The following is a 19,676-nucleotide window of genomic DNA, read 5'->3' as shown; positions in this document are numbered from 1 at the left end:
CATCTTTTCAATTTTTGAGGCACATGCTGATGTCAGCGGGCGTAGTAATGGTGGATGTGGCGGGCGTTAGTCTATCGGATGAAGATAGATTGCTGCTCAAACATCCACAGGTGGGCGGTTTGATTCTTTTCAGCCGCAATTATGAAAATTTGTCGCAATTGATGTCCTTGGTACACGACATTCGTGCCTGCAACCCTGAAATTCTCATCGCGGTTGACCATGAGGGCGGTCGAGTGCAGCGTTTCCGCGAGGAATTTTCGCCGATCCCCGCGATGCAAAGCTTTCTGAAGTCCTATCGTTTAGACCCAGATCAAACCTTATCCCATGTTCAAGATATGGGTTGGCTGATGGCGGTTGAGTTGCTGGCATGTGGCATTGATATCAGTTTTGCCCCTGTTTTGGATGTCGATGATAACCACTGTGCGGTGATTGCCGATCGCGCCTTCTCTCCAGACCCCGCTGAAGTGGTGGCGCTGGCAGGTGCCTTCATGCGGGGCATGCATGAGGCGGGCATGGCGACTACGGGTAAACATTTTCCTGGGCATGGATCAGTGGTGGGCGACAGTCACTTGGTGCAACCGGTGGACCCTCGGCCGTGGGAGGCAATCGTCAGTCATGATCTGGTGCCGTTCGCAAGCTTGCACGCTGAGCTCGATGCAGTGATGCCGGCGCATATTGTTTTTTCTGATGTTGACAGTTTGCCAGTGGGTTACTCGGCTCGATGGCTCAAGCAGCATTTGCGCGATGAGCTGGCCTTTGATGGCGTGATTTTTAGCGATGACTTGAGCATGGCCGGTGCGCATAGCGCAGGTGATTTTGCCCAGCGTGCAGACGCCGCCATAGCCGCAGGTTGCGACATGGTGCTCGTGTGTAATGATCGCGCTGGTGCTTGGCAAGTTGTCGAGCATTTAGCGTCACTGGAAGTGCCGGGTTCTAAGCGAATAGGCAATATGCGAATGCGTCGTAGGGTGCATTGGGATGACCTGCGGCAGCTATCCCGATGGCAGCAGATCGTGAGCCAGTTGCCGCTGGCCCCACAACCCATTCAACAGCAAAAAGAGTTGGTTTGATGGATCAGATTAAGAAATCTATCGCGTCCATGGGCATAGAGTCTTGGATGTTCGAAGTGTTTGTCATTGTTACCGCGACGTTGGTGGTTGCGTTTGTGGTGCGACGTGCATTAAAGCGTTTAGTGGTGCACGCTGGCGCGACAAAAAGCTTGTGGGATGACGCACTGTTTTTGTCGGCGCAGCGCCCAATTGAGTGGTCGTTTTGGCTGGTGGGGATCAGCTGGGCCGCCGAAGTAGTAGCTCCTGCGGCGGACACAGATATCTTGAATTTTGTTGAGCCGCTACGCACTGCCGGCATCATCGCGCTACTTACTTGGTTTGTGGTTGGCTTCATAAAGCGCGCTGAGGAAAATCTGATTAGCCCCGATTTCATGGATGCGCCGATCGATGAAACCACGGTGATGGCGCTCGGAAAATTGATGCGTTTATCGGTAATCATTACCGCGGTATTGGTGGCACTGCAGACCTTTGGTTACAGTATATCGGGTGTGCTGGCGTTTGGTGGCATCGGTGGTATTGCGGTTGGTTTTGCTGCGAAGGATTTGTTGGCTAACTTTTTTGGCGGTTTAATGATCTATTTGGATCGGCCCTTTGCGGTGGGCGATTGGGTTCGCTCGCCGGATAAATCCATCGAGGGTACGGTTGAGCATATTGGCTGGCGTTTGACGCGCATTCGCACCTTCGATAAACGGCCTTTGTATGTCCCCAATTCGATTTTTACTCAGATTGCCGTAGAAAACCCATCGCGTATGTCGAATCGCCGCATTTATGAAACCATCGGTATTCGATATGACGATGCGGAACACATTTCGGCAATCATCGACGATGTTAAGGCGATGTTGACGGCCCACCCGGCAATCGATACCGATCAAACATTGATCGTAAATTTCAATGCGTTTGCGTCCTCTTCGCTCGATTTTTTCGTGTACACCTTTACCAAAACAACCAACTGGGTGGAGTTCCATGAAATTAAGCAAGACGTGTTGCTGAAGATTTATGGAATCATTGCTCAACATGGTGCTGAATGTGCATTTCCAACGTCGACAGTGCACTTGCCAGATCCAATTCAATTAGCTGAACAGAGCAAGGGGTAGGTGGTCGTCTGATGTTGGCCGTAGTTGGGGGCAGTGGCTGGGAGTCGTTTCCGGGTTTAACCAATGTTAAGCAATTATCGCTCGACACGCCCTATGGTCCATTAGCGGAGCCGCTGAGTTTGGCCGATTGGAATGGCCAGTCTTTAATATTTTTATCGCGACATGGCGCTCAGCATTCCTTGGCTCCGCACCAGATTAACTATCGCGCAAACGTTTGGGCGCTGCGAGAAGTTGGCGTGCAGCAAGTGTTGGCGATCAATGCCGTTGGCGGTATCGGTCGTGAGATGGGACCCGGCACGTTGGTTGTGCCAAGCCAATTGATTGATTACACCTGGGGGCGAGCACACAGTTTTTGGTCTGACCAAGTGCTGCACATTGATTTTGGCAATCCCTTTGAGGGTGCCTTGCGCAGTCAGATTTTATCTGCAGCCAAGTCACTGGGTGTAGCGTTGCTGGACGGTGGTACTTACGGTTGCACTCAGGGGCCAAGGTTGGAAACCGCTGCCGAAATCCGTCGATTAGCTCAAGATGGTTGTGAGTTGGTGGGGATGACGGCCATGCCCGAGGCGGCGCTAGCGCGGGAGTTGGCGTTGGATTATGCAAGTTTATGCATAGTAGTTAACTGGGCGGCAGGCATAAGTGACGAGCGCATAACAATGGAGGCGATCTATCAGGTGCTTGAGGCGAGCCGGGCGCCTGTTCAGGGAATATTAGGACAACTACTTCGTGCTGACGCCTAGTTAAGGATGCAAAACTAGCAGATTGCCAGTAAAACTGAATTTTTGCTTTACAGGGCGGCGAATATCCCTTAAATATACGGGTTGCGAATTGAGCGTGGGGACTCACGCACGTCGCCTTTGGGTTAGGGGTTGGATGGCAGGCCCTAACTGATAAGATTTACATACATAAAAATAATGAGGTTATTCACAATGGCTGATCGTGAAGTCGGCATTGTTAAGTGGTTTAACAATGCCAGGGGCTATGGTTTTATTTCTTTTGGTGAAAAACAGGAAGATGTGTTTGTTCACTATCGCAATATTCGCGGCGAAGGCTATCGCTCATTGGCCGAGGGCCAAAACGTCGAATTTCAACTGCTCACTGGTGAAAAAGGCCTTCAAGCCGAAGACGTCGTCTGTGTGTAACCTCTAATAAAAACACCGGCCAATGGCCGGTGTTTTTATTTGGATAATTAATTTTTTCTTTAGCGTTGCCGACTCAGCGGCCTTGCGTTGCTGCGCCCGAGGCGGGATCGATTAACTCGGGCTCAATCGTCTGGTCGGGATCCTCTTCCGGCAATTCATACGGTGTGACATAAACCATAATGCCAATTTTAGGGTGGTCGATATAGTGAACTTCGCCACTGCGCATGCGCCTATCTTGATTCAGTGTCGCTAGATTTGTAACCACATACGGTTTGTTTAGGATGTTTTGGTAGGTGCTGTCGATAATTTCGTATTGCTGCCAAAGGTCGTCACCGAGTTCAGTAGTCTGGCCGGCATTTAAATTAATTTGCGTGTCGTGAATTTCTTCCGAATTCTTTAAGGGTGGTGTCGGAATACTTGGCCATCCCAGATCTCCCTGTCCGTAGTTTTCAGCAAATTCTGCCATCCATAGGTTTGACTTTAAGTGCAGGTAGCGGGAGGCGCCCAGCGCCAGCGTGCCGCCCAGAGCGCGATCTTCGCCGAATAGTTCGCCTCCGGAAATGATGATTGCGGGTGCCGATTCGGGTGTGAGCATGGGCTGTCGCCATGCTTCATGGAACAATACTTCCTGGCGATTGCGGCGACTAAGTGCAGCAATGGTGTCGTTCAGACCCCGTAATTCCTGGGGTAGCTTGACGAAAGGCGTCGTTTGGAGCACTGCTGCAATCTCGGCCTCGGAAAGCGGAATGGGCTCGCTCTGTGGTGTTGCGCCTGTTGCGCCACCTTCTGCGGCCGGGGCCGGTTGCGAGGCTAGGCCTGCAATCATGTCATCTTGCAGGTTTTGCTCGGCCATCTCTCTGGCGACATCCATAAGATCGCGTAGGTGGCGTGCGTTCTTCCCATAGCTGAGGGTGACATCTTTGCGAAAAATCTCCGCATTGGCCGCCAATTGCGCATTGCCTGGCTGGGTGAATATGGCAATTTCCACTTGATACCAGCGCGGTTCCAGATCCTCTTGAGCCTGTAGGTGTGGGCTTGCGACCGCAGTGAACGCGAATGCCGCGATCAGTGCGATCCGAGCAAAGGGAGTGCCGAAAGATTGTAAAAATACGTGCATGGCGGTGTATGTGTTCCTATAGAGCAAATAAAGCAAAAATCGCATTTAATGGGCTTGAGCTAGGCTATCTACCAGAGTCTCTACGGTGGATAGCCGCGCTTCTGCGTGCTCCATATCATGCATGAATTTGAGGCAATTGGCGCCTGCAAGTTGGTATTTCTGTGGCTGAGTCTGCACCATTTTGATTATAGCCATGGGGTCAACCTGTGGTTCTTTATTAAATTCGATTTTTCCTGCGCTGGCGCCCGCATCCAGCTTCTCAATACCCAGTAATTCCGCGGTTAGTTTGAGTTGAGTGATGCGAAATAGGTTTTTTACCGGGTCTGGTAGCAGGCCAAAGCGGTCGATCATCTCCACCTGGAGCTCTTTTAGTGCCCCAGCGTCGGCCGCGTTGGCGATGCGTTTGTACATGATAAGGCGGCTGTGGACGTCGGGCAGGTAGTCATCGGGAATCAGTGCAGGAATCCGCAGATTGATTTCCACGGCGGAGCCGAGTGGGGCATCGAGATTGGGCTCCTTGCCCGCTTGAATTGCCTTGACGGCCCGGTTGAGCATATCCATGTACATGGAAAAGCCAACGGCTTCAATTTGCCCGCTTTGTTCATCGCCCAGTAATTCGCCCGCGCCTCGTATTTCCATGTCGTGAGTGGCCAGCGTAAAGCCTGCGCCGAGCGTGTCGGCCGCGGCGATTGCGTCTAAACGTTTGGTGGCATCGCCGGTCAGGGTTTTGGGGTTGGGTGTCATTAGGTAAGCGTAGGCTTGGTGGTGCGAGCGGCCTACGCGGCCACGCAATTGGTGCAGTTGCGCTAGCCCAAATTTATCGGCGCGCTCAATGATGATGGTGTTGGCACTGGGTACATCAATGCCCGTCTCGATAATCGTGGTGGCGATGAGGACGTTAAAACGTTTGTGGTAAAAATCACTCATCACCTTTTCGAGGTCGCGTTCACGCATTTGGCCGTGACCGATCCCAATGCGTGCTTCCGGTACCAATGCTTGTAGTTCGCGGGCGGCTTTTTCAATAGTTTTGACTTCGTTGTGCACTAGGTACACCTGTCCGCCGCGTAGGAGTTCGCGCAAAACCGCTTCTTTTACGAGGGCATCATCGCGCACGCGCACAAAAGTTTTAATGGATAAGCGCTTGGAGGGCGGAGTGGCAATAATCGATAAGTCACGAATGCCGGCCATGCTCATGTTTAATGTGCGCGGAATGGGCGTGGCGGTGAGCGTGAGAATGTCGACTTCTGACCGGATCGATTTAAGGGATTCTTTTTGCCGCACGCCAAACCGGTGCTCCTCGTCAATGATGAGCAGGCCCAGTTCTCGATAGTTAAAGTCGGGCTGCAATAGCTTGTGCGTGCCGACGATGATATCCACTTTGCCGTCTTTTAACTTGTTGGCAATGGCATCGATTTCTTTGCCACTTTTAAAGCGCGAGACCACTTCGATATTTACCGGCCAGTCGGCGAAGCGGTCTTTAAAACTTTCGTAATGTTGTTGAGCTAACAGGGTGGTGGGCACCAGCATTGCTACCTGCTTGCCACTTTGAACAGCGATAAACGCCGCGCGCATAGCCACTTCGGTTTTACCGAACCCAACGTCGCCGCAAACCAGTCGATCCATTGGTGTGGATGCGAGCATGTCGGCGCGAACGGCGGCAATGGCTTGTTCTTGATCGGCGGTTTCTTCAAACGGAAAGCTTGCACTAAAAGCGGCATAGGCCTGACCGGGATCCTTAAACGCAAAGCCTTTGCGAGCGGCGCGCCGTGCATAGATGTCGAGCAGTTCGGCGGCGGTATCGCGGACTTTTTCCGCCGCTTTGCGCTTGGCTTTATCCCAAGTGTCACTGCCTAATTTGTGCAGGGGCGCCAGGGTTTCCTCGGAGCCGGTATATCGACTGATCAAGTGAAGGCTAGCCACTGGCACAAAGAGTTTGGCCTGGTTGGCGTAGTGCAACTCCAAAAATTCCTGACTTTGGCCGTCGAGCTCAATGGTGGTCAAACCTTGGTAGCGGCCTACGCCGTGATCAATGTGAACCACCGGGGCGCCAATGTGCAGTTCAGTGAGATTTTTAATCGCAAGGTCATTGTCTGTGCCGGACTTGCGGCGCCTGCGTTGCTGAACGCGTTCACCAAACAGCGCGCTTTCAGTGATGATTGCGAGGTTTGGCGCTGAAAGTTGCAGCCCTTGGTCCAGCGGCGCAATGCAGATGCCAATGGCTTGTTGTGCGGCTATAAATTCCTGCCAGCTGTCAAAATGGGTGGGGCTGAGCTGAATGCTCCGCAATAATTCCAGCAGTACCTCGCGACGGCCCGCGGATTCAACCGCGAAAAGTAATTTGTCCGGCTTGTTTGCTAAAAATTGTTCAAGTGCAGCGAGAGGCGTTTCAGACTTTGCATTTACCGGCACTTTGGGCGGGAGCAGTGCGGGTAGGACGGGCGTTTGGCCTGCCAGCTCCGTGCGCGGTAAGCCACCCATTAGCGCAAAGGCTTCAGCGACGGGTAAAAAGATTTCTTTTGGCTCGAGCAGCGGGCGCTCGGGATCCACGCGGCGATTTTCATAGCGGCTATTTACTTCCGTCCAAAATCGCTCTGCCAGCGGGGCGAGCTCGTCGAACGTTATGAGCCTGGTGTTGCGCGGCAGGTAATCAAACAGAGTTGCGCATTGATCAAAAAAAAGCGGTAGATAGTACTCAATGCCGGAGGGTGCTAGACCGTCGCAAATGTCTCGGTAGAGTGGGCAGGCTTTGTGGTCCACCTCAAAGCGTTCGTGCCAGCGCAATCGAAAGTCGCTAATGGCGGTTTTGGTGAGTGGAAACTCTCGAGCGGGTAGCAGTTCGATGGCGTCGATCTGGGTTTCAGTGCGCTGGGTTTCGGGGTCAAACGTACGCAGGCTCTCGATTTCGTCGTCGAAGAGGTCTATTCGTAGCGGCCAATCACTGCCCGAGGGGTAGATGTCCATGAGTGAGCCGCGAATCGCAAATTCGCCATGTTCAAATACGGTATCTACCCGTCGGTAGCCAGTTGCCTCTAGTAAGCGAGCCTGCTCATTGAGGTCGAAGGTTTGGCCTTTTTTCAATACCAATGCATTGCCGGTTACGAAGGACACGGGCGCTAGTCGATAGAGCAGGGTGGTAATCGGGGCGACTAAGATGCCTTCGGAGGTTGTGGGCAGTTGATACAGCGCCCGCATGCGGTCTGAAATGATGTCTTGGTGTGGGCTAAAGGTGTCGTAGGGCAGGGTTTCCCAGTCGGGAAGCGTCAAAATTTGGGTGCCGGGAGCTGCGAAGAACACGAGTTCGTCTTTGAGCTGCTGTGCCGAGGCGGAGTTGGGTGTGACCACCAGTGTTAAGCCCCGATGCTTGGCTGCGCCCTGGGCAATGGCTAAGGCCGCGGCGGCGCCGGGCAGCTGCCCCCAGCGTTGATTAAATTTGGTTGAGTCTGAAAGGTCTGGGGAGAGGGCTTTAAGTGCGCTTGAGATATCCATGAATACCCGAAATACGACGTTGGCCGGGGCCAGTCAGTAGCAAAAAAGGGGGGACATTGTACCGGCTTGGGACTGCTCCGCCAGCCCCGTAGCGTAAATAGTGACTATGGGGGGTATTTTGTTCGTGCTTGTCTTGCGTGGTCCGGAGCGAGAAAGGATAATAGCCGGCCTCTCTACATAGAGATAAGTGATTTCAACAAGCCTGCCAGTAGAGCCGGCGTAGCGGTAGGGCGACTGTCTTACTGAAACTTTACTTAGACTTTATTAAAGGTGCATCCCCGTGAATCGTCCAAAGCCCGTCGACTTTTTCAAAGACTGGAAAGAGCGTGAAGCCCTCGCCGAAGCCATGATCCCCATGGTTGGCAAGCTTAATCGCGAGCAAAACGTAGGTATTTATATCTATGGCCGCTCGCTGGTAAACAGCTCGGTCATCGACATTATGAAAATCCACCGCTTTGTGCGTCAGGTGGAATCTAATGAGCTGTCTGAATTTGAAACCTTTCCCGTATTGAAGGCGGTTTGCGAATTGGATTTGGGGCGTGCCCATATCGATATTGGCCAGATCACCGTCAAGTACATGAAGGACTCGCGAGGCCTATCGGTACAGGACTTCGTCAAAGAAGAGCTGCGCGACGCCATTGGCTCTGAATTTAAGCCTTTGCCCCAGTCTCAGGACGTCGTCTTATACGGTTTTGGTCGTATCGGCCGTTTGGTGGCTCGCCTGCTTATTGAAAAAGCGGGGAGTGGCGATGTGCTGCGTTTGCGTGCCATTGTCGTGCGTAAAAGTGGCCTGGATAACGATTTGGAAAAGCGTGCCTGCCTGCTGCGTCGCGATTCAGTACACGGCCAGTTCAAGGGCACAATTCGCGTGGATGAAGAGACCCAGAGCCTGGTGTGCAATGGCAACGTGGTCAAGGTCATTTACGCCAACAATCCCGCCGAAGTGGATTACACGGCCTACGGTATCAATAATGCTCTGCTGGTGGACAATACCGGTGTATGGCGGGATGAGGCCGGCCTCAGTCAGCACTTGAAGGCCAAAGGTGTGGCCAAGGTCATGCTGACTGCGCCTGGCAAGGGCGATATCAAGAATGTTGTGTATGGCATCAACAATGAAGTCATAAAGCCGGAAGATACGATTATATCTGCTGCCTCCTGCACCACCAATGCCATCGTACCGGTCTTGAAGGCAGTGATGGATAAGTACGGTGTGCAGCACGGGCATGTCGAAACTGTCCATTCCTACACCAATGACCAAAACCTCATTGATAATTTCCACAAGGGCGAGCGTCGTGGCCGCAGTGCCCCGCTAAATATGGTGTTGACAGAGACGGGTGCCGCTAAAGCAGTGGCCAAGGCGCTGCCCGAGCTGGCAGGCAAGCTGACGGGTAACGCTATTCGTGTCCCAACGCCTAATGTGTCCATGGCCATCCTGAACTTGGTGTTGGATCAGGACGTCACTAAGGACGATCTTAATCAGTACATGCGCGACGTAGCGCTCCACTCGCCACTGCAGCAGCAGATCGATTACACCAATTCCTCTGAAGTGGTGTCATGTGATTTTGTGGGCTCCCGTCACGCCTGTGTTTACGACAGCGTTGCCACCATTGCCGATGGCAACAATGTGGTTATTTACTGCTGGTACGACAACGAATTTGGCTACAGCTGTCAGGTGGTGCGTTGTTTGGAAGATATGGCAGGGGTTAAGTACGACTTTTATCCAAAGATTGGCTAGGCCTTTCGCTGCCTATGAAAAACCCGCTTCGGCGGGTTTTTTTATGGGCATGATCGGCGTTTGGCTAAAAAATGAACTATTCTCGAGGCTTTGGTCGTAACAGTCTGAGATATCAGGGTTTTTTACCCCCAAATAGATGTAGAAAAGCGCCAGATCGCTGGCATGTGGGCGGGTGCCTCTTTATAATTGCCGCCGTTTGCCCAGAGCCGAATGCGTTTCTAGTGCTTTCGACTAAACTAGAACAAGTTTTTGGTGCTTGAATTTAGCGGGTTGCAAGCCCGCTGCGTCAACCCGTTCTGGCAGTACAGCGATTATCGCATAAGCATTTTTGGGGGGTCGGATTCCCGGCGCTCAAGTAGATTTTGTGTTTACAAATGTAAATTTTTAAAACTACCAAGTAACTATTTTAAAACTACCAAGTAACTATCTTTAAACTACCAAGTAACTAGGCAGGACGTATGATTAAGATCCGTCGGGGATTGGATTTACCTATATCCGGTGCTCCCGAGCAGACCATTCATGACGCCCCTAAAGCCAGGTCGGTTGCAGTTATTGGCGTGGATTACCACGGCATGAAACCAACCATGGCTGTAAAGGAAGGCGATAAGGTCAAGCTAGGGCAGCTGCTGTTTACTGACAAAAAGACTGAAGGTGTCCGCTACACAGCGCCCGCCGCCGGTACGATTGCCGCCATTAACCGTGGTGAAAAGCGTATGCTGCAGTCCGTTGTCATTGATGTCGAGGGCGACGAGGCAGAGCAGTTTGCCAGTTTCGCTCCGGCCGAATTTGCCACGCTGGCGCGTCAGCAAGTAGTGGACAACCTCGTGAATTCTGGGTTGTGGACTGCACTGCGCACCCGTCCTTACAGCAAAGTACCTGCAATTGATGCCACGCCACATGCAATTTTTGTGACCGCAATGGACACCAATCCGCTGGCGTTAGACCCCGCGTTGGTCATTGGCGAACAGGTGGAATCGTTTAATCAGGGCCTGCAGTTGCTGACCCGGTTGACCGAGGGACAGGTGCATGTGTGTAAGGCAGCAGGTAGTGCATTGGACGTGCAAACCGCTGACCGAGTCGCTGTGCACGAGTTTGGTGGGGTTCACCCTGCGGGCAACGCCGGTACACATATCCACTTCATTGAGCCCGTTAGCGCGAGCAAGGTCGTTTGGACTATCGGCTATCAAGATGTCATCGCCGTGGCAAAACTGTTTGCCACGGGTCAGCTGGCTACCGAGCGCGTTGTAGCCTTGGCTGGACCACAGGTCGCTAACCCGCGCTTGTTGCGTACTCGACTGGGCGCGAGTCTTGACGAGCTGACTGCTGGAGAGCTGAAGGACGGTGAAAACCGCGTCGTTTCAGGTTCGGTTTTCGGCGGTCGCAAAGCGCATGGTGCCTACGCCTATTTAGGCCGTTACCACAATCAAGTCACTGTATTGGCAGAGGGGCGAGACCGCCCGTTCCTGCACTACATGAGAGCCGGCTTCAACTTGTTCTCTACGACGGGCATCTATATCTCTAAGCTGATTGGTGGTGGTAAGAAATATGATTTCACCACGACTACCGCGGGTAGTGAGCGCGCAATGGTGCCGATCGGCACCTACGAGCGCATTATGCCGTTGGATATATTGCCCACACACCTGCTGCGTGCATTGATTGTTGGTGACACCGACATGGCACAAAAGCTGGGCGCACTGGAATTGGACGAGGAAGATTTGGCGTTGTGTACCTATGTTTGCCCCGGCAAATACGAATACGGCCCAATTCTCCGCGATAACCTTACCCGTATTGAGAAGGAGGGCTAAGGCATGAAAGCATTACGCAATTGGTTCGATAGCCTCGAGCCCCACTTCCACAAGGGTGGAAAATACGAAAATTGGTATGCCCTTTACGAAGCCATCGATACCGGCTTGTTCCGTCCAGCCGATGTGACTAAGACCACGGCGCACGTGCGCGACGGTATCGACCTCAAGCGCATTATGATTACTGTGTGGGCCTGTACTTTTCCTGCGATGTTCTACGGTATGTACAACCTCGGTTGGCAGGCAAATACCGCCATGGCCGACATGGGTATCGCGGCAGTTGAAGGTTGGCGCGGTGGCTTGATTGAGTTGTTTGCCGGCTACTCTGCTGACAGTATTTGGGACAACTTGATCCACGGTGCGGCTTATTTTCTGCCCATCTACATGACTGTGTTTATCGTGGGCGGCTTCTGGGAAGTGCTGTTTGCCATGAAGCGGGGCCACGAGGTCAACGAAGGATTCTTTGTTACTTCAATCCTTTTTGCACTGATCTGCCCTCCAGACATTCCATTGTGGATGGCGGCGATGGGTATCTCCTTTGGTGTCGTCATTGCCAAAGAAGTCTTCGGTGGTACGGGTAAAAACTTCCTCAACCCAGCACTCGCGGGTCGTGCGTTTTTGTTCTTCGCCTATCCCGTTGAGATGTCTGGTGACCAGGTTTGGACCGCCGTTGACGGCTTCTCTGGCGCCACGGCCTTGTCCGTTGCCTATTCCGACGGCATGTCGGTACTGACCAGCCAAATGACCTGGTTCGATGCCTTCTTCGGCAAGATGCAGGGCTCGATCGGCGAGGTGTCCACCTTGGCAATTTTGATCGGTGGTGTCGTGTTGGTGGCCTGCAAAATAGCGTCCTTGCGCATTATTATCGGCGTGATGGCAGGCATGATGGCAACATCCTTCCTGTTTAATCTGACCGGAAATCCTGACACCAACCCCATGATGGCTATGCCTTGGTATTGGCATCTCGTGGTAGGTGGTTTTGCGTTTGGCATGGTGTTCATGGCAACTGACCCAGTGTCCGCGGCAATGACAGAAACTGGCAAGCTTTGGTTTGGTTTCTTGATCGGCTTTATGGTGGTGGTGATTCGCGTGGCAAACCCGGCATTCCCGGAAGGTATGATGTTGGCCATTCTATTTGCCAACCTCTTTGCGCCTTTGATCGACCATTTCGTGGTTCAGGCAAACGTTAAGCGGAGGCTGGCACGTGGCTAATAACGATACTATCAAAAAGACAATTATCGTCGCCTTATCCCTGTGTATTGTGTGCTCTGTGGTGGTGTCTACCGCTGCAGTGTTACTCAAGCCAATGCAGATTGAAAATAAGGAATTGGACTTCAAGCGCAACATCTTGATGGCTGCCGGTCTGATGGAAGACGGTAAAACAGTTGACGAGTTATTCGCGCAAATCAATACCCGTATGGTCGATCTCAATACCGGTAAATTTACGGATGCCGTAAAAGCCGAAAGTTACGATCAGCGCAAAGCGTCAAAAGATCCAAAGCGCTCTACCGAGCTGTCTGCGCAAGAAGATGTCGCAAAAATTGGACGTCGTGAAGATATTGCCAAGGTATACCTGCTCAAAAAAGACGGTGTGATTGAGAAGGTAATTTTACCCATTAAAGGCTACGGTCTTTGGTCAACTTTGTACGGTTTTATCGCGTTGGAATCTGATTTCAACACTGTAGTGGGGCTGGGTTTTTACGAGCACGGAGAAACCCCTGGACTCGGTGGTGAGGTAGATAACCCGAAGTGGAAAGCTTATTGGGTTGGTAAAGAAGTTTACGCAAACGGCGATGTCGCTATCGATGTGGTTAAGGGCTCTGCCCCCGCAGGCGATAAGCACAAGGTTGATGGCTTGTCTGGTGCAACATTGACCAGTGTAGGTGTTGAGAACTTGGTGAAATTCTGGATGGGCGAAAATGGCTACGCCAATTTCCTCGACAACCTGAAAAATGGGGAGGCTTAAATCATGAAGGCAAAAGAGCTTCTGTTTAAACCCGTTATTGAGAACAACCCAATTGCCTTGCAAATTTTGGGTATTTGTTCGGCTTTGGCGGTAACCACCTCACTGAAGGTGACCTTGGTAATGTGCGTGGCGTTGACGCTAGTGACAGCGTTCTCGAACCTGTTTGTGGCGCTGGTACGTAATCATATACCAAACAATATTCGTATCATCGTTCAGATGACGATTATTGCCTCTCTGGTAATTGTGGTTGATCAAGTTCTGAAAGCGGTGGCTTACGATATCAGTAAGCAGCTGTCTGTTTTCGTAGGTTTGATCATTACCAACTGTATTGTTATGGGGCGTGCGGAAGCGTTCGCTATGAAGAATCCGCCAATGCCAAGCTTTTTAGATGGTATTGGCAATGGCCTTGGATACAGTGCATTGCTCATTGTGCTCGGCGTTATTCGCGAACTGTTTGGTTCCGGTTCTTTGCTCGGTTACAAGATACTGCCTTTGGTTACTGAAGGTGGCTGGTATGTTTCTAACGGTTTGCTGCTACTTGCACCTTCTGCATTCTTCTTGATTGGTCTGATTATTTGGGCGATTCGCGCCTATAAGCCAGATCAGGTAGAAGTCGAAGAGTTCAAGATTTGCGCCAATACCAAAGCGCAGGAGGCTTAAGTAATGGAAGCATTATTAAGTTTGTTCGTTAAGTCGATCTTCATCCAAAACATGGCGTTAGCCTTCTTCTTAGGTATGTGTACTTTTTTGGCAATCTCCAAAAAAGTTGAGGCAGCACTGGGTTTAGGTATCGCCGTTGTTGTGGTTTTGGCCATTACCGTGCCAGTGAACAACCTACTGTACACCTACTTGCTGAAAGACGGTGCTTTAGTCTGGCTGGGCGCTGACTTCGCTGAAGTGGATCTGAGCTTTTTGGGCTTGATCACCTATATCGGTGTGATTGCAGCGCTGGTTCAGATCATGGAGATGGTGCTCGATAAATATGTGCCTTCGCTCTACAACGCGCTGGGCGTTTTCTTGCCGTTGATTACCGTTAACTGCGCCATTATGGGTGCTTCGCTGTTCATGGTAGAGCGCGATTACAACTTCTCAGAGAGTGTTGTTTTTGGAATCGGCTCTGGTGTTGGTTGGGCGCTGGCGATTACGGCTTTGGCCGGTATTCGCGAGAAGATGAAGTACAGTGATGTGCCGGCTGGTTTGCGTGGTTTGGGCATTACATTTATCACCGTTGGCTTGATGTCGTTAGGCTTCATGTCATTCGGCGGCATTGATCTGTAATCGAGGTAAGGACAGAACATGGACATTACTATTGTAGCGGGTGTTGTCATGTTCACGGTGATCGTGCTTTTGCTCGTCGCCGTGATCCTGAGTGCTCGCGCGAAATTGGTCAATTCCGGCGATGTAACCATCATCGTCAATGACGAAAAAGAAATTACCGTACCTGCCGGTGGTAAGTTACTGCAGACTTTGGCGAATAGCGGTCTGTTTTTGCCTTCTGCCTGTGGCGGCGGTGGTAGCTGCGCACAATGCAAATGCATTGTAAATGAAGGTGGCGGAGAAATGCTGCCAACGGAAGAGTCGCATTTCACCAAGCGTGAAGCGAAAGAGGGCTGGCGTTTATCTTGTCAAACGCCAGTTAAGCAAAATATGAAGGTGCACGTTGAAGAAGACGTGTTTGGCGTTAAGCAGTGGGAGTGTGTGGTTGAATCCAACCCCAATGTGGCGACTTTCATTAAGGAGTTGACTCTGCGTCTGCCTGAAGGTGAGAACGTTGACTTCCGTGCCGGTGGTTATGTTCAGCTGGAAGCGCCTGCGCATCACGTGAAATTCAAAGATTTCGATATCGAAGAAAAATTCCGTGGTGACTGGGAGCACTTTGGGTTCTTCAAGCTTGAATCTAAAGTTACCGAACCGGTTATTCGTGCCTATTCCATGGCTAACTACCCTGAAGAGCGCGGTATTGTTAAGTTCAATATTCGTATTGCTACGCCGCCGCCACGTACACAGGGCTTGCCGCCAGGGCAAATGTCTTCCTACGTGTTTAGCTTGAAGCCAGGTGACACAATTACTGTTTACGGTCCCTTTGGCGAGTTCTTTGCCAAGGACACCGACGCAGAAATGGTGTTCATTGGTGGTGGTGCAGGAATGGCGCCGATGCGCTCGCACATCTTCGATCAGCTGCGCCGCTTAAAAAGCAAGCGCAAGATGTCGTTCTGGTACGGCGCTCGCTCATTGCGCGAGTTGTTCTACAAAGAAGACTACGACATGTTGGCCTCTGAGAATGAAAATTTTGATTGGCATATCGCATTGTCAGACCCGCAGCCCGAAGATGATTGGACCGGGTTGACTGGCTTCATTCACAACGTGTTGTACGAGCAATATCTGAAGGATCATGAAGCGCCTGAAGATTGCGAGTTTTACATGTGTGGGCCGCCAATGATGAATGCGGCAGTGATCAAAATGTTGAAGGATCTAGGCGTTGAAGACGAAAACATCATGCTTGATGACTTCGGTGGTTGATCGGATCTTTGCAATGTTTTCAAAAGCGAGGGCGCGCAAGCGCACCTCGTTTTTGTTTTTGTGGGTCTCCGTTTTTATACTGGCCGGATGTGCTTCAGATCGCGCTGAGCATTACCAATTGTCGGGATCGACAATGGGGACCACCTATCACGTAACCGTAGTCGGTAATGTGGTCGATCCAGAAGCGCTCAAAGCGAAGATTGATGCCGTATTGGTACAAGTTAATCGTGAGATGTCTACTTACGATCCACACTCTGAGTTGATGGCGCTGAATGGTTCGCCCATTGGCGTAGAATTCGATCTGTCCGAGGCGCTTGCGTTTTTATTGCAAGAGTCAGCAGCGATTCATCGTGATACAGGGGGCGCCTTTGATATCACCGTTGGGCCGTTGGTGAATCGGTGGGGCTTCGGCCCAGATGCAGATCAGGCGCCGCCGCGTCCACAAGAGGTAAAGGCACTGATGGCGCGGGTGGGGTTTCAGCACCTGCAATTCAATGACGATGGAACCCGAGTGACGCGAAAGCGCGATGTATTCGTGGATCTCTCCGCCATTGCTAAAGGTTACGGGGTCGATCAGGTTGCGCTCCTACTGGCCGGCGAGGGTTACCGCGATTACCTTGTGGAAATTGGCGGTGAACTGCGTTTGGCGGGAAACAACCCTCTGGGAAAACCCTGGCGGATTGCTGTGGAGCGGCCTCAATTAGTGCCCGGCAGCATGCAGGCAGCCATCAACGTGACTGAGGCTGCCGTAGCGACATCTGGCAGCTATCGCAATTTCAAGTGGGTGGATGGCAAGCAGTTATCGCATACGATCGATCCGGCCACTGGCTGGCCGGTAGATCATCAGTTGGTGTCGGTCACAGTCATTGCAAAAACCTGCGCGAGGGCGGATGCTTTAGCGACCGCGTTTAGTGTAATGGGGCCTGAAAAAACCTTAGCATTTGCAGAGCAACATGCACTGCCGGTATTTATGTTGGAACAGCAAGGGGGTGAGCTAGTCGAGCGCTGGTCCACTTCCTTTGCTTCCTATATCGACGATTAGGCAGCTATTTCGCTGCCAAGAGAGGATAAAATGGGAACGTTATTGATTACGTTCATTGTATTGGGTTTGGTTATTGTTGCTATGTCAGTAGGCGTATTACTGGGGCGTAAACCTATTAGTGGTTCCTGTGGCGGCATGAGCGCGCTGGGTATGGAAGTGGCGTGTGATATCTGCGGTGGTGACAAGGGCAAGTGTGAAAAAGAAACCAGTAAATCAGAGGCGCAGGCGCCTGATTTATCTTACGACGCCACTAAGTAAAAGCCGGTCGTCGACATTGATTTGATTGGAGTGAAATGCATGGCGAGAAAGTATCACTATGATGTATTGGTGATTGGCGCAGGCCCGGGCGGTGAGGGCGCAGCGATGGCTGCGGCGAAGGCTGGTAAGCGGGTAGGCGTGATAGAGAATCGGCAGGGGGTGGGTGGCGCCTGTGTACATAAAGGTACTATTCCCTCCAAGTCGCTGCGCCATGTTGTAAAGCAAATCATTCGGCATAAGATCAGTTCGCTGTTTCGCACTACCGGCGACGCACATATCTTTAGCTATCCCAAGGTGCTGGCTGAAGCATTGCGAGTCGTGCCGCGCTATGTGGATTTGCACACGGATTTTTATACACGCAACCGTGCCACCATTATTGTGGGTGAGGCGTGTTTTGTGGATGCCCATACGGTATCAGTGAAGCTCGTCGACGGAGCGAAGGAGCAAATTACTGCTGAGCACATCGTTGTTGCAACCGGCTCTAGACCATACCACCCGGCAGATATTGATTTTGATCACGCGCGAGTCTACGACAGCGATACCATCCTAGATATGAAGCACACACCGCGGCATATTATTATTTACGGCGCGGGTGTCATCGGCTGTGAATATGCCTCCATATTTTCAGGGCTGGGTATCAAAGTTGATTTGATCAATAGTCGAGAGCATCTACTGACTTTCCTTGATGATGAAATCTGCGATGCACTGAGTTACCACCTGCGCGATATGGGAGTTACTGTTCGACACGGTGAAGAGTATGAATCCTTAGAGGCGACCGATCGTGGCGTAACGTTACGCCTGAAATCCGGTAAACGAATTCACGGCGATGCTTTGCTTTGGTCAAACGGTCGCACTGGTAATACCGACAGCTTAAAACTTGATGCAATAGGTTTAGAGGCGGACGGCCGCGGACAAATTCACGTGAATGATCGCTACCAAACAAGTGTTGAAAATATCTACGCAGTAGGTGATGTCATAGGTTGGCCGTCTCTCGCTAGTGCCTCTTATGATCAAGGGCGTGCGGCGGCAACAAACATTCTTGGTCAGGAAAGTCGCTTCGTGTCTGATGCGCCGACCGGTATTTATACATTGCCCGAAATTAGTTCAATTGGACAAACTGAGAATGAATTGACGGCCGCTAAGATTCCCTATGAAGTGGGGCGTGCATTCTTTAAAAACACAGCGCGAGCCCAAATTTCAGGTGAAAAGGTGGGTGTGCTCAAGATACTTTTTCACGCTGACTCGCTGGAGATATTGGGGATCCACTGTTTTGGTGCAGAAGCCGCAGAGATTATTCACATTGGTCAGGCAATTATGAACCAGGCGGGGGAGGCGAATAGTATTGCCTACTTCGTAAATACGACGTTTAACTACCCCACCATGGCTGAAGCTTATCGGACGGCTGCATTGGATGGTTTAAATCGCGTCAAACGAATTTAATTCTGCATGCGAAAAAGCCCTGCGGACGAAGGTTTGCAGGGCTTTTTATTGATTCGCGGTAATGTTTTGTGACGATTAATTCGTTGTAGGTGTTTGAAATTCTGCTCGAGGTTTGTGGCGCAATACTGAATGGATTACGTGCTCGCCCTCAAAGTAGACCATGAAGTTGCTGTATTCCCAGCGGGTGATTGGCGGTTGCCCCCGTGCAGGGTGGCGCTTTGGGGCTTCGCCAAAGGCTGTTTCTACCTGCGCCATGGTCATACCTTTCGATGGCAATTCTAGGCCATCTATTCCTTGTTGGCCGACGGGTATCTGCAATTCGTCGGCAAAGGTGCAACAGGATATTGCAATAAAAACTATGCAGGTAAGCAGTTTCATATAGATTCTCCTAGCTCCGTGGTTCGCGTTGCGATGTGCTCGCCTGGCGAAATGCCGGTTTGCGCTGTGCGGCCAGAATGTGTCTCGCTATTAGCTGTTGATCCGCTTCTGGCAGCGAAATAAATTTACAAGCCAAGCGCCAGCCATCACTCAGTTTTTCACACCGTATCACCTGAGCGTAGCAAAATAGCGAAAAACCACTCGCTAAAAACGTGAGCGACATCGCTAGGGTATCCGATACGTTGTGTTGACTTGTCGAGATAAATGCCAGACCGCCTTCACTCAGGTTAACGGATTGTTGACTCGTCTGGCAATGGTCGGAGAATAGGAGGTTGGCGAGCAGGTCTAGTCGCTTTTCTTGGAGTTTAAGCGCTTGGTGGATTGACGGGTCCAAATTGGCCAGCAGGCCATTTAATTCATGGCCGAGCTTCTTATATTCTGAAAATAACTGCAGTGGCGCCTGATCGGGAAAGTGTTGCTCAGCTGGTGTGTCGGTATTGTTCACGGCGCGAAAGTGTAGCGCCAGGGTATCACTGATCCGAAAGGCATCGCGCTGGTCTTGCTGTAGAGGGTCCCTACCGGTGGTCATGTTGCTTCTCCAGACTGTGTTTTCTGTTATATCACGA

At 51.5% G+C, this 19,676-nt stretch carries 18 protein-coding genes; 14 read left to right on the top strand and 4 right to left on the bottom strand.

The genetic code is table 11. The annotated features are described in order from the left end of the window. Window positions 1–29: 29 nt before the first annotated feature. The 4 genes from nagZ to FHS30_RS08330 all read left to right on the top strand — a co-directional run bounded on the left by nagZ (window position 30) and on the right by FHS30_RS08330 (window position 3,306). Window positions 30–1,070: a beta-N-acetylhexosaminidase gene (nagZ, locus tag FHS30_RS08345; protein ID WP_183909991.1), complete on the top strand. Its 1,041-nt coding sequence runs from the start codon at window positions 30–32 to the stop codon at window positions 1,068–1,070. Further along, window positions 1,070–2,164 (top strand): mechanosensitive ion channel family protein, encoded by a 1,095-nt coding sequence (locus tag FHS30_RS08340; RefSeq protein ID WP_183909990.1) that lies wholly within the window; start codon window positions 1,070–1,072, stop codon window positions 2,162–2,164. Before nagZ ends, FHS30_RS08340 begins: the two co-directional genes overlap by 1 nt. An 11-nt stretch (window positions 2,165–2,175) precedes the next feature. After that, window positions 2,176–2,904 carry an S-methyl-5'-thioinosine phosphorylase gene (locus FHS30_RS08335; RefSeq protein ID WP_183909989.1) on the top strand — a complete coding sequence of 243 codons (729 nt, stop codon included), beginning with the start codon at window positions 2,176–2,178 and terminating at the stop codon, window positions 2,902–2,904. A 189-nt stretch (window positions 2,905–3,093) separates the two neighbouring features. Further along, window positions 3,094–3,306, top strand: coding sequence for a cold-shock protein (locus FHS30_RS08330; RefSeq protein WP_183909988.1), 213 nt, complete (start codon window positions 3,094–3,096; stop codon window positions 3,304–3,306). A 73-nt stretch (window positions 3,307–3,379) separates the two neighbouring features. Here the strand turns inward: FHS30_RS08330 and FHS30_RS08325 are convergent, their stop codons facing one another. Together FHS30_RS08325 and mfd are read right to left on the bottom strand one after the other, a co-directional pair. Further along, a complete protein-coding gene (locus FHS30_RS08325) occupies window positions 3,380–4,423 on the bottom strand; it encodes a CsiV family protein (protein ID WP_183909987.1) in 1,044 nt (347 codons plus the stop codon). Between the two features lie 45 nt (window positions 4,424–4,468). After that, a complete protein-coding gene (gene mfd, locus FHS30_RS08320; RefSeq protein WP_183909986.1) occupies window positions 4,469–7,909 on the bottom strand; it encodes a transcription-repair coupling factor in 3,441 nt (1,146 codons plus the stop codon). A gap of 346 nt (window positions 7,910–8,255) precedes the next feature. Here mfd and FHS30_RS08315 point away from each other — a divergent pair, with 346 nt between their 5' ends. The 10 genes from FHS30_RS08315 (at window position 8,256) to sthA (ending at window position 18,672) form a co-directional block, all read left to right on the top strand. Next, window positions 8,256–9,644, top strand: coding sequence for a glyceraldehyde-3-phosphate dehydrogenase (locus tag FHS30_RS08315; RefSeq protein WP_221197238.1), 1,389 nt, complete (start codon window positions 8,256–8,258; stop codon window positions 9,642–9,644). Between the two features lie 458 nt (window positions 9,645–10,102). Next, window positions 10,103–11,449: a Na(+)-translocating NADH-quinone reductase subunit A gene (locus FHS30_RS08310; RefSeq protein WP_183909984.1), complete on the top strand. Its 1,347-nt coding sequence runs from the start codon at window positions 10,103–10,105 to the stop codon at window positions 11,447–11,449. A gap of 3 nt (window positions 11,450–11,452) precedes the next feature. Further along, window positions 11,453–12,658: an NADH:ubiquinone reductase (Na(+)-transporting) subunit B gene (locus FHS30_RS08305; RefSeq protein WP_183909983.1), complete on the top strand. Its 1,206-nt coding sequence runs from the start codon at window positions 11,453–11,455 to the stop codon at window positions 12,656–12,658. After that, window positions 12,651–13,412, top strand: a complete 762-nt coding sequence (locus tag FHS30_RS08300) for a Na(+)-translocating NADH-quinone reductase subunit C (RefSeq protein ID WP_183909982.1) — start codon at window positions 12,651–12,653, stop codon at window positions 13,410–13,412. The genes FHS30_RS08305 and FHS30_RS08300 overlap by 8 nt, the downstream gene beginning before the upstream one ends. Before the next feature lie 3 nt (window positions 13,413–13,415). Next, window positions 13,416–14,072 (top strand): NADH:ubiquinone reductase (Na(+)-transporting) subunit D, encoded by a 657-nt coding sequence (locus FHS30_RS08295; RefSeq protein WP_183909981.1) that lies wholly within the window; start codon window positions 13,416–13,418, stop codon window positions 14,070–14,072. Between the two features lie 3 nt (window positions 14,073–14,075). Continuing rightward, entirely contained in the window at window positions 14,076–14,690 is a 615-nt protein-coding gene (gene nqrE, locus FHS30_RS08290; protein ID WP_183909980.1) for an NADH:ubiquinone reductase (Na(+)-transporting) subunit E, read from the top strand. Window positions 14,691–14,708: 18 nt separating this feature from the next. Further along, window positions 14,709–15,932: an NADH:ubiquinone reductase (Na(+)-transporting) subunit F gene (gene nqrF, locus FHS30_RS08285; RefSeq protein ID WP_183909979.1), complete on the top strand. Its 1,224-nt coding sequence runs from the start codon at window positions 14,709–14,711 to the stop codon at window positions 15,930–15,932. Window positions 15,933–16,065: 133 nt separating this feature from the next. Then, complete coding sequence (locus FHS30_RS08280; RefSeq protein ID WP_246341222.1) at window positions 16,066–16,974, top strand: FAD:protein FMN transferase; 909 nt, start codon at window positions 16,066–16,068, stop codon at window positions 16,972–16,974. Window positions 16,975–17,004: 30 nt separating this feature from the next. After that, window positions 17,005–17,232 carry a (Na+)-NQR maturation NqrM gene (nqrM, locus tag FHS30_RS08275; RefSeq protein ID WP_183909977.1) on the top strand — a complete coding sequence of 76 codons (228 nt, stop codon included), beginning with the start codon at window positions 17,005–17,007 and terminating at the stop codon, window positions 17,230–17,232. 39 nt (window positions 17,233–17,271) lie between these two features. After that, window positions 17,272–18,672: a Si-specific NAD(P)(+) transhydrogenase gene (sthA, locus tag FHS30_RS08270; protein ID WP_183910276.1), complete on the top strand. Its 1,401-nt coding sequence runs from the start codon at window positions 17,272–17,274 to the stop codon at window positions 18,670–18,672. Between the two features lie 75 nt (window positions 18,673–18,747). On the opposite strand, the gene FHS30_RS08265 is transcribed toward sthA, so the two are convergent. Next, entirely contained in the window at window positions 18,748–19,050 is a 303-nt protein-coding gene (locus FHS30_RS08265) for a phosphodiesterase (RefSeq protein ID WP_183909976.1), read from the bottom strand. A 10-nt stretch (window positions 19,051–19,060) separates the two neighbouring features. Continuing rightward, entirely contained in the window at window positions 19,061–19,639 is a 579-nt protein-coding gene (locus FHS30_RS08260) for a PilZ domain-containing protein (protein WP_183909975.1), read from the bottom strand. Window positions 19,640–19,676 lie beyond the last annotated feature (37 nt).

This window comes from Simiduia aestuariiviva, assembly GCF_014192475.1.
Taxonomy (GTDB): Bacteria; Pseudomonadota; Gammaproteobacteria; order Pseudomonadales; family Cellvibrionaceae; genus Simiduia; species Simiduia aestuariiviva.
The sequence above is the reverse complement of the archived record's forward strand: the minus strand, read 5'-3'. Positions and strand labels throughout refer to the sequence as shown.

Coding starts and splice junctions, on each gene's coding strand:
- mfd (WP_183909986.1), bottom strand. CDS start 7,909: ATGGATATCTCAAGCGCACTTAAAGCCCTCTCCCCAGACCTTTCAGAC.
- FHS30_RS08330 (WP_183909988.1), top strand. CDS start 3,094: ATGGCTGATCGTGAAGTCGGCATTGTTAAGTGGTTTAACAATGCCAGG.
- nagZ (WP_183909991.1), top strand. CDS start 30: ATGTCAGCGGGCGTAGTAATGGTGGATGTGGCGGGCGTTAGTCTATCG.
- sthA (WP_183910276.1), top strand. CDS start 17,272: ATGGCGAGAAAGTATCACTATGATGTATTGGTGATTGGCGCAGGCCCG.
- FHS30_RS08280 (WP_246341222.1), top strand. CDS start 16,066: ATGGGGACCACCTATCACGTAACCGTAGTCGGTAATGTGGTCGATCCA.
- FHS30_RS08310 (WP_183909984.1), top strand. CDS start 10,103: ATGATTAAGATCCGTCGGGGATTGGATTTACCTATATCCGGTGCTCCC.
- FHS30_RS08315 (WP_221197238.1), top strand. CDS start 8,256: ATGATCCCCATGGTTGGCAAGCTTAATCGCGAGCAAAACGTAGGTATT.
- FHS30_RS08295 (WP_183909981.1), top strand. CDS start 13,416: ATGAAGGCAAAAGAGCTTCTGTTTAAACCCGTTATTGAGAACAACCCA.
- nqrE (WP_183909980.1), top strand. CDS start 14,076: ATGGAAGCATTATTAAGTTTGTTCGTTAAGTCGATCTTCATCCAAAAC.
- FHS30_RS08260 (WP_183909975.1), bottom strand. CDS start 19,639: ATGACCACCGGTAGGGACCCTCTACAGCAAGACCAGCGCGATGCCTTT.
- nqrF (WP_183909979.1), top strand. CDS start 14,709: ATGGACATTACTATTGTAGCGGGTGTTGTCATGTTCACGGTGATCGTG.
- FHS30_RS08305 (WP_183909983.1), top strand. CDS start 11,453: ATGAAAGCATTACGCAATTGGTTCGATAGCCTCGAGCCCCACTTCCAC.
- FHS30_RS08335 (WP_183909989.1), top strand. CDS start 2,176: ATGTTGGCCGTAGTTGGGGGCAGTGGCTGGGAGTCGTTTCCGGGTTTA.
- FHS30_RS08340 (WP_183909990.1), top strand. CDS start 1,070: ATGGATCAGATTAAGAAATCTATCGCGTCCATGGGCATAGAGTCTTGG.
- FHS30_RS08265 (WP_183909976.1), bottom strand. CDS start 19,050: ATGAAACTGCTTACCTGCATAGTTTTTATTGCAATATCCTGTTGCACC.
- FHS30_RS08325 (WP_183909987.1), bottom strand. CDS start 4,423: ATGCACGTATTTTTACAATCTTTCGGCACTCCCTTTGCTCGGATCGCA.
- nqrM (WP_183909977.1), top strand. CDS start 17,005: ATGGGAACGTTATTGATTACGTTCATTGTATTGGGTTTGGTTATTGTT.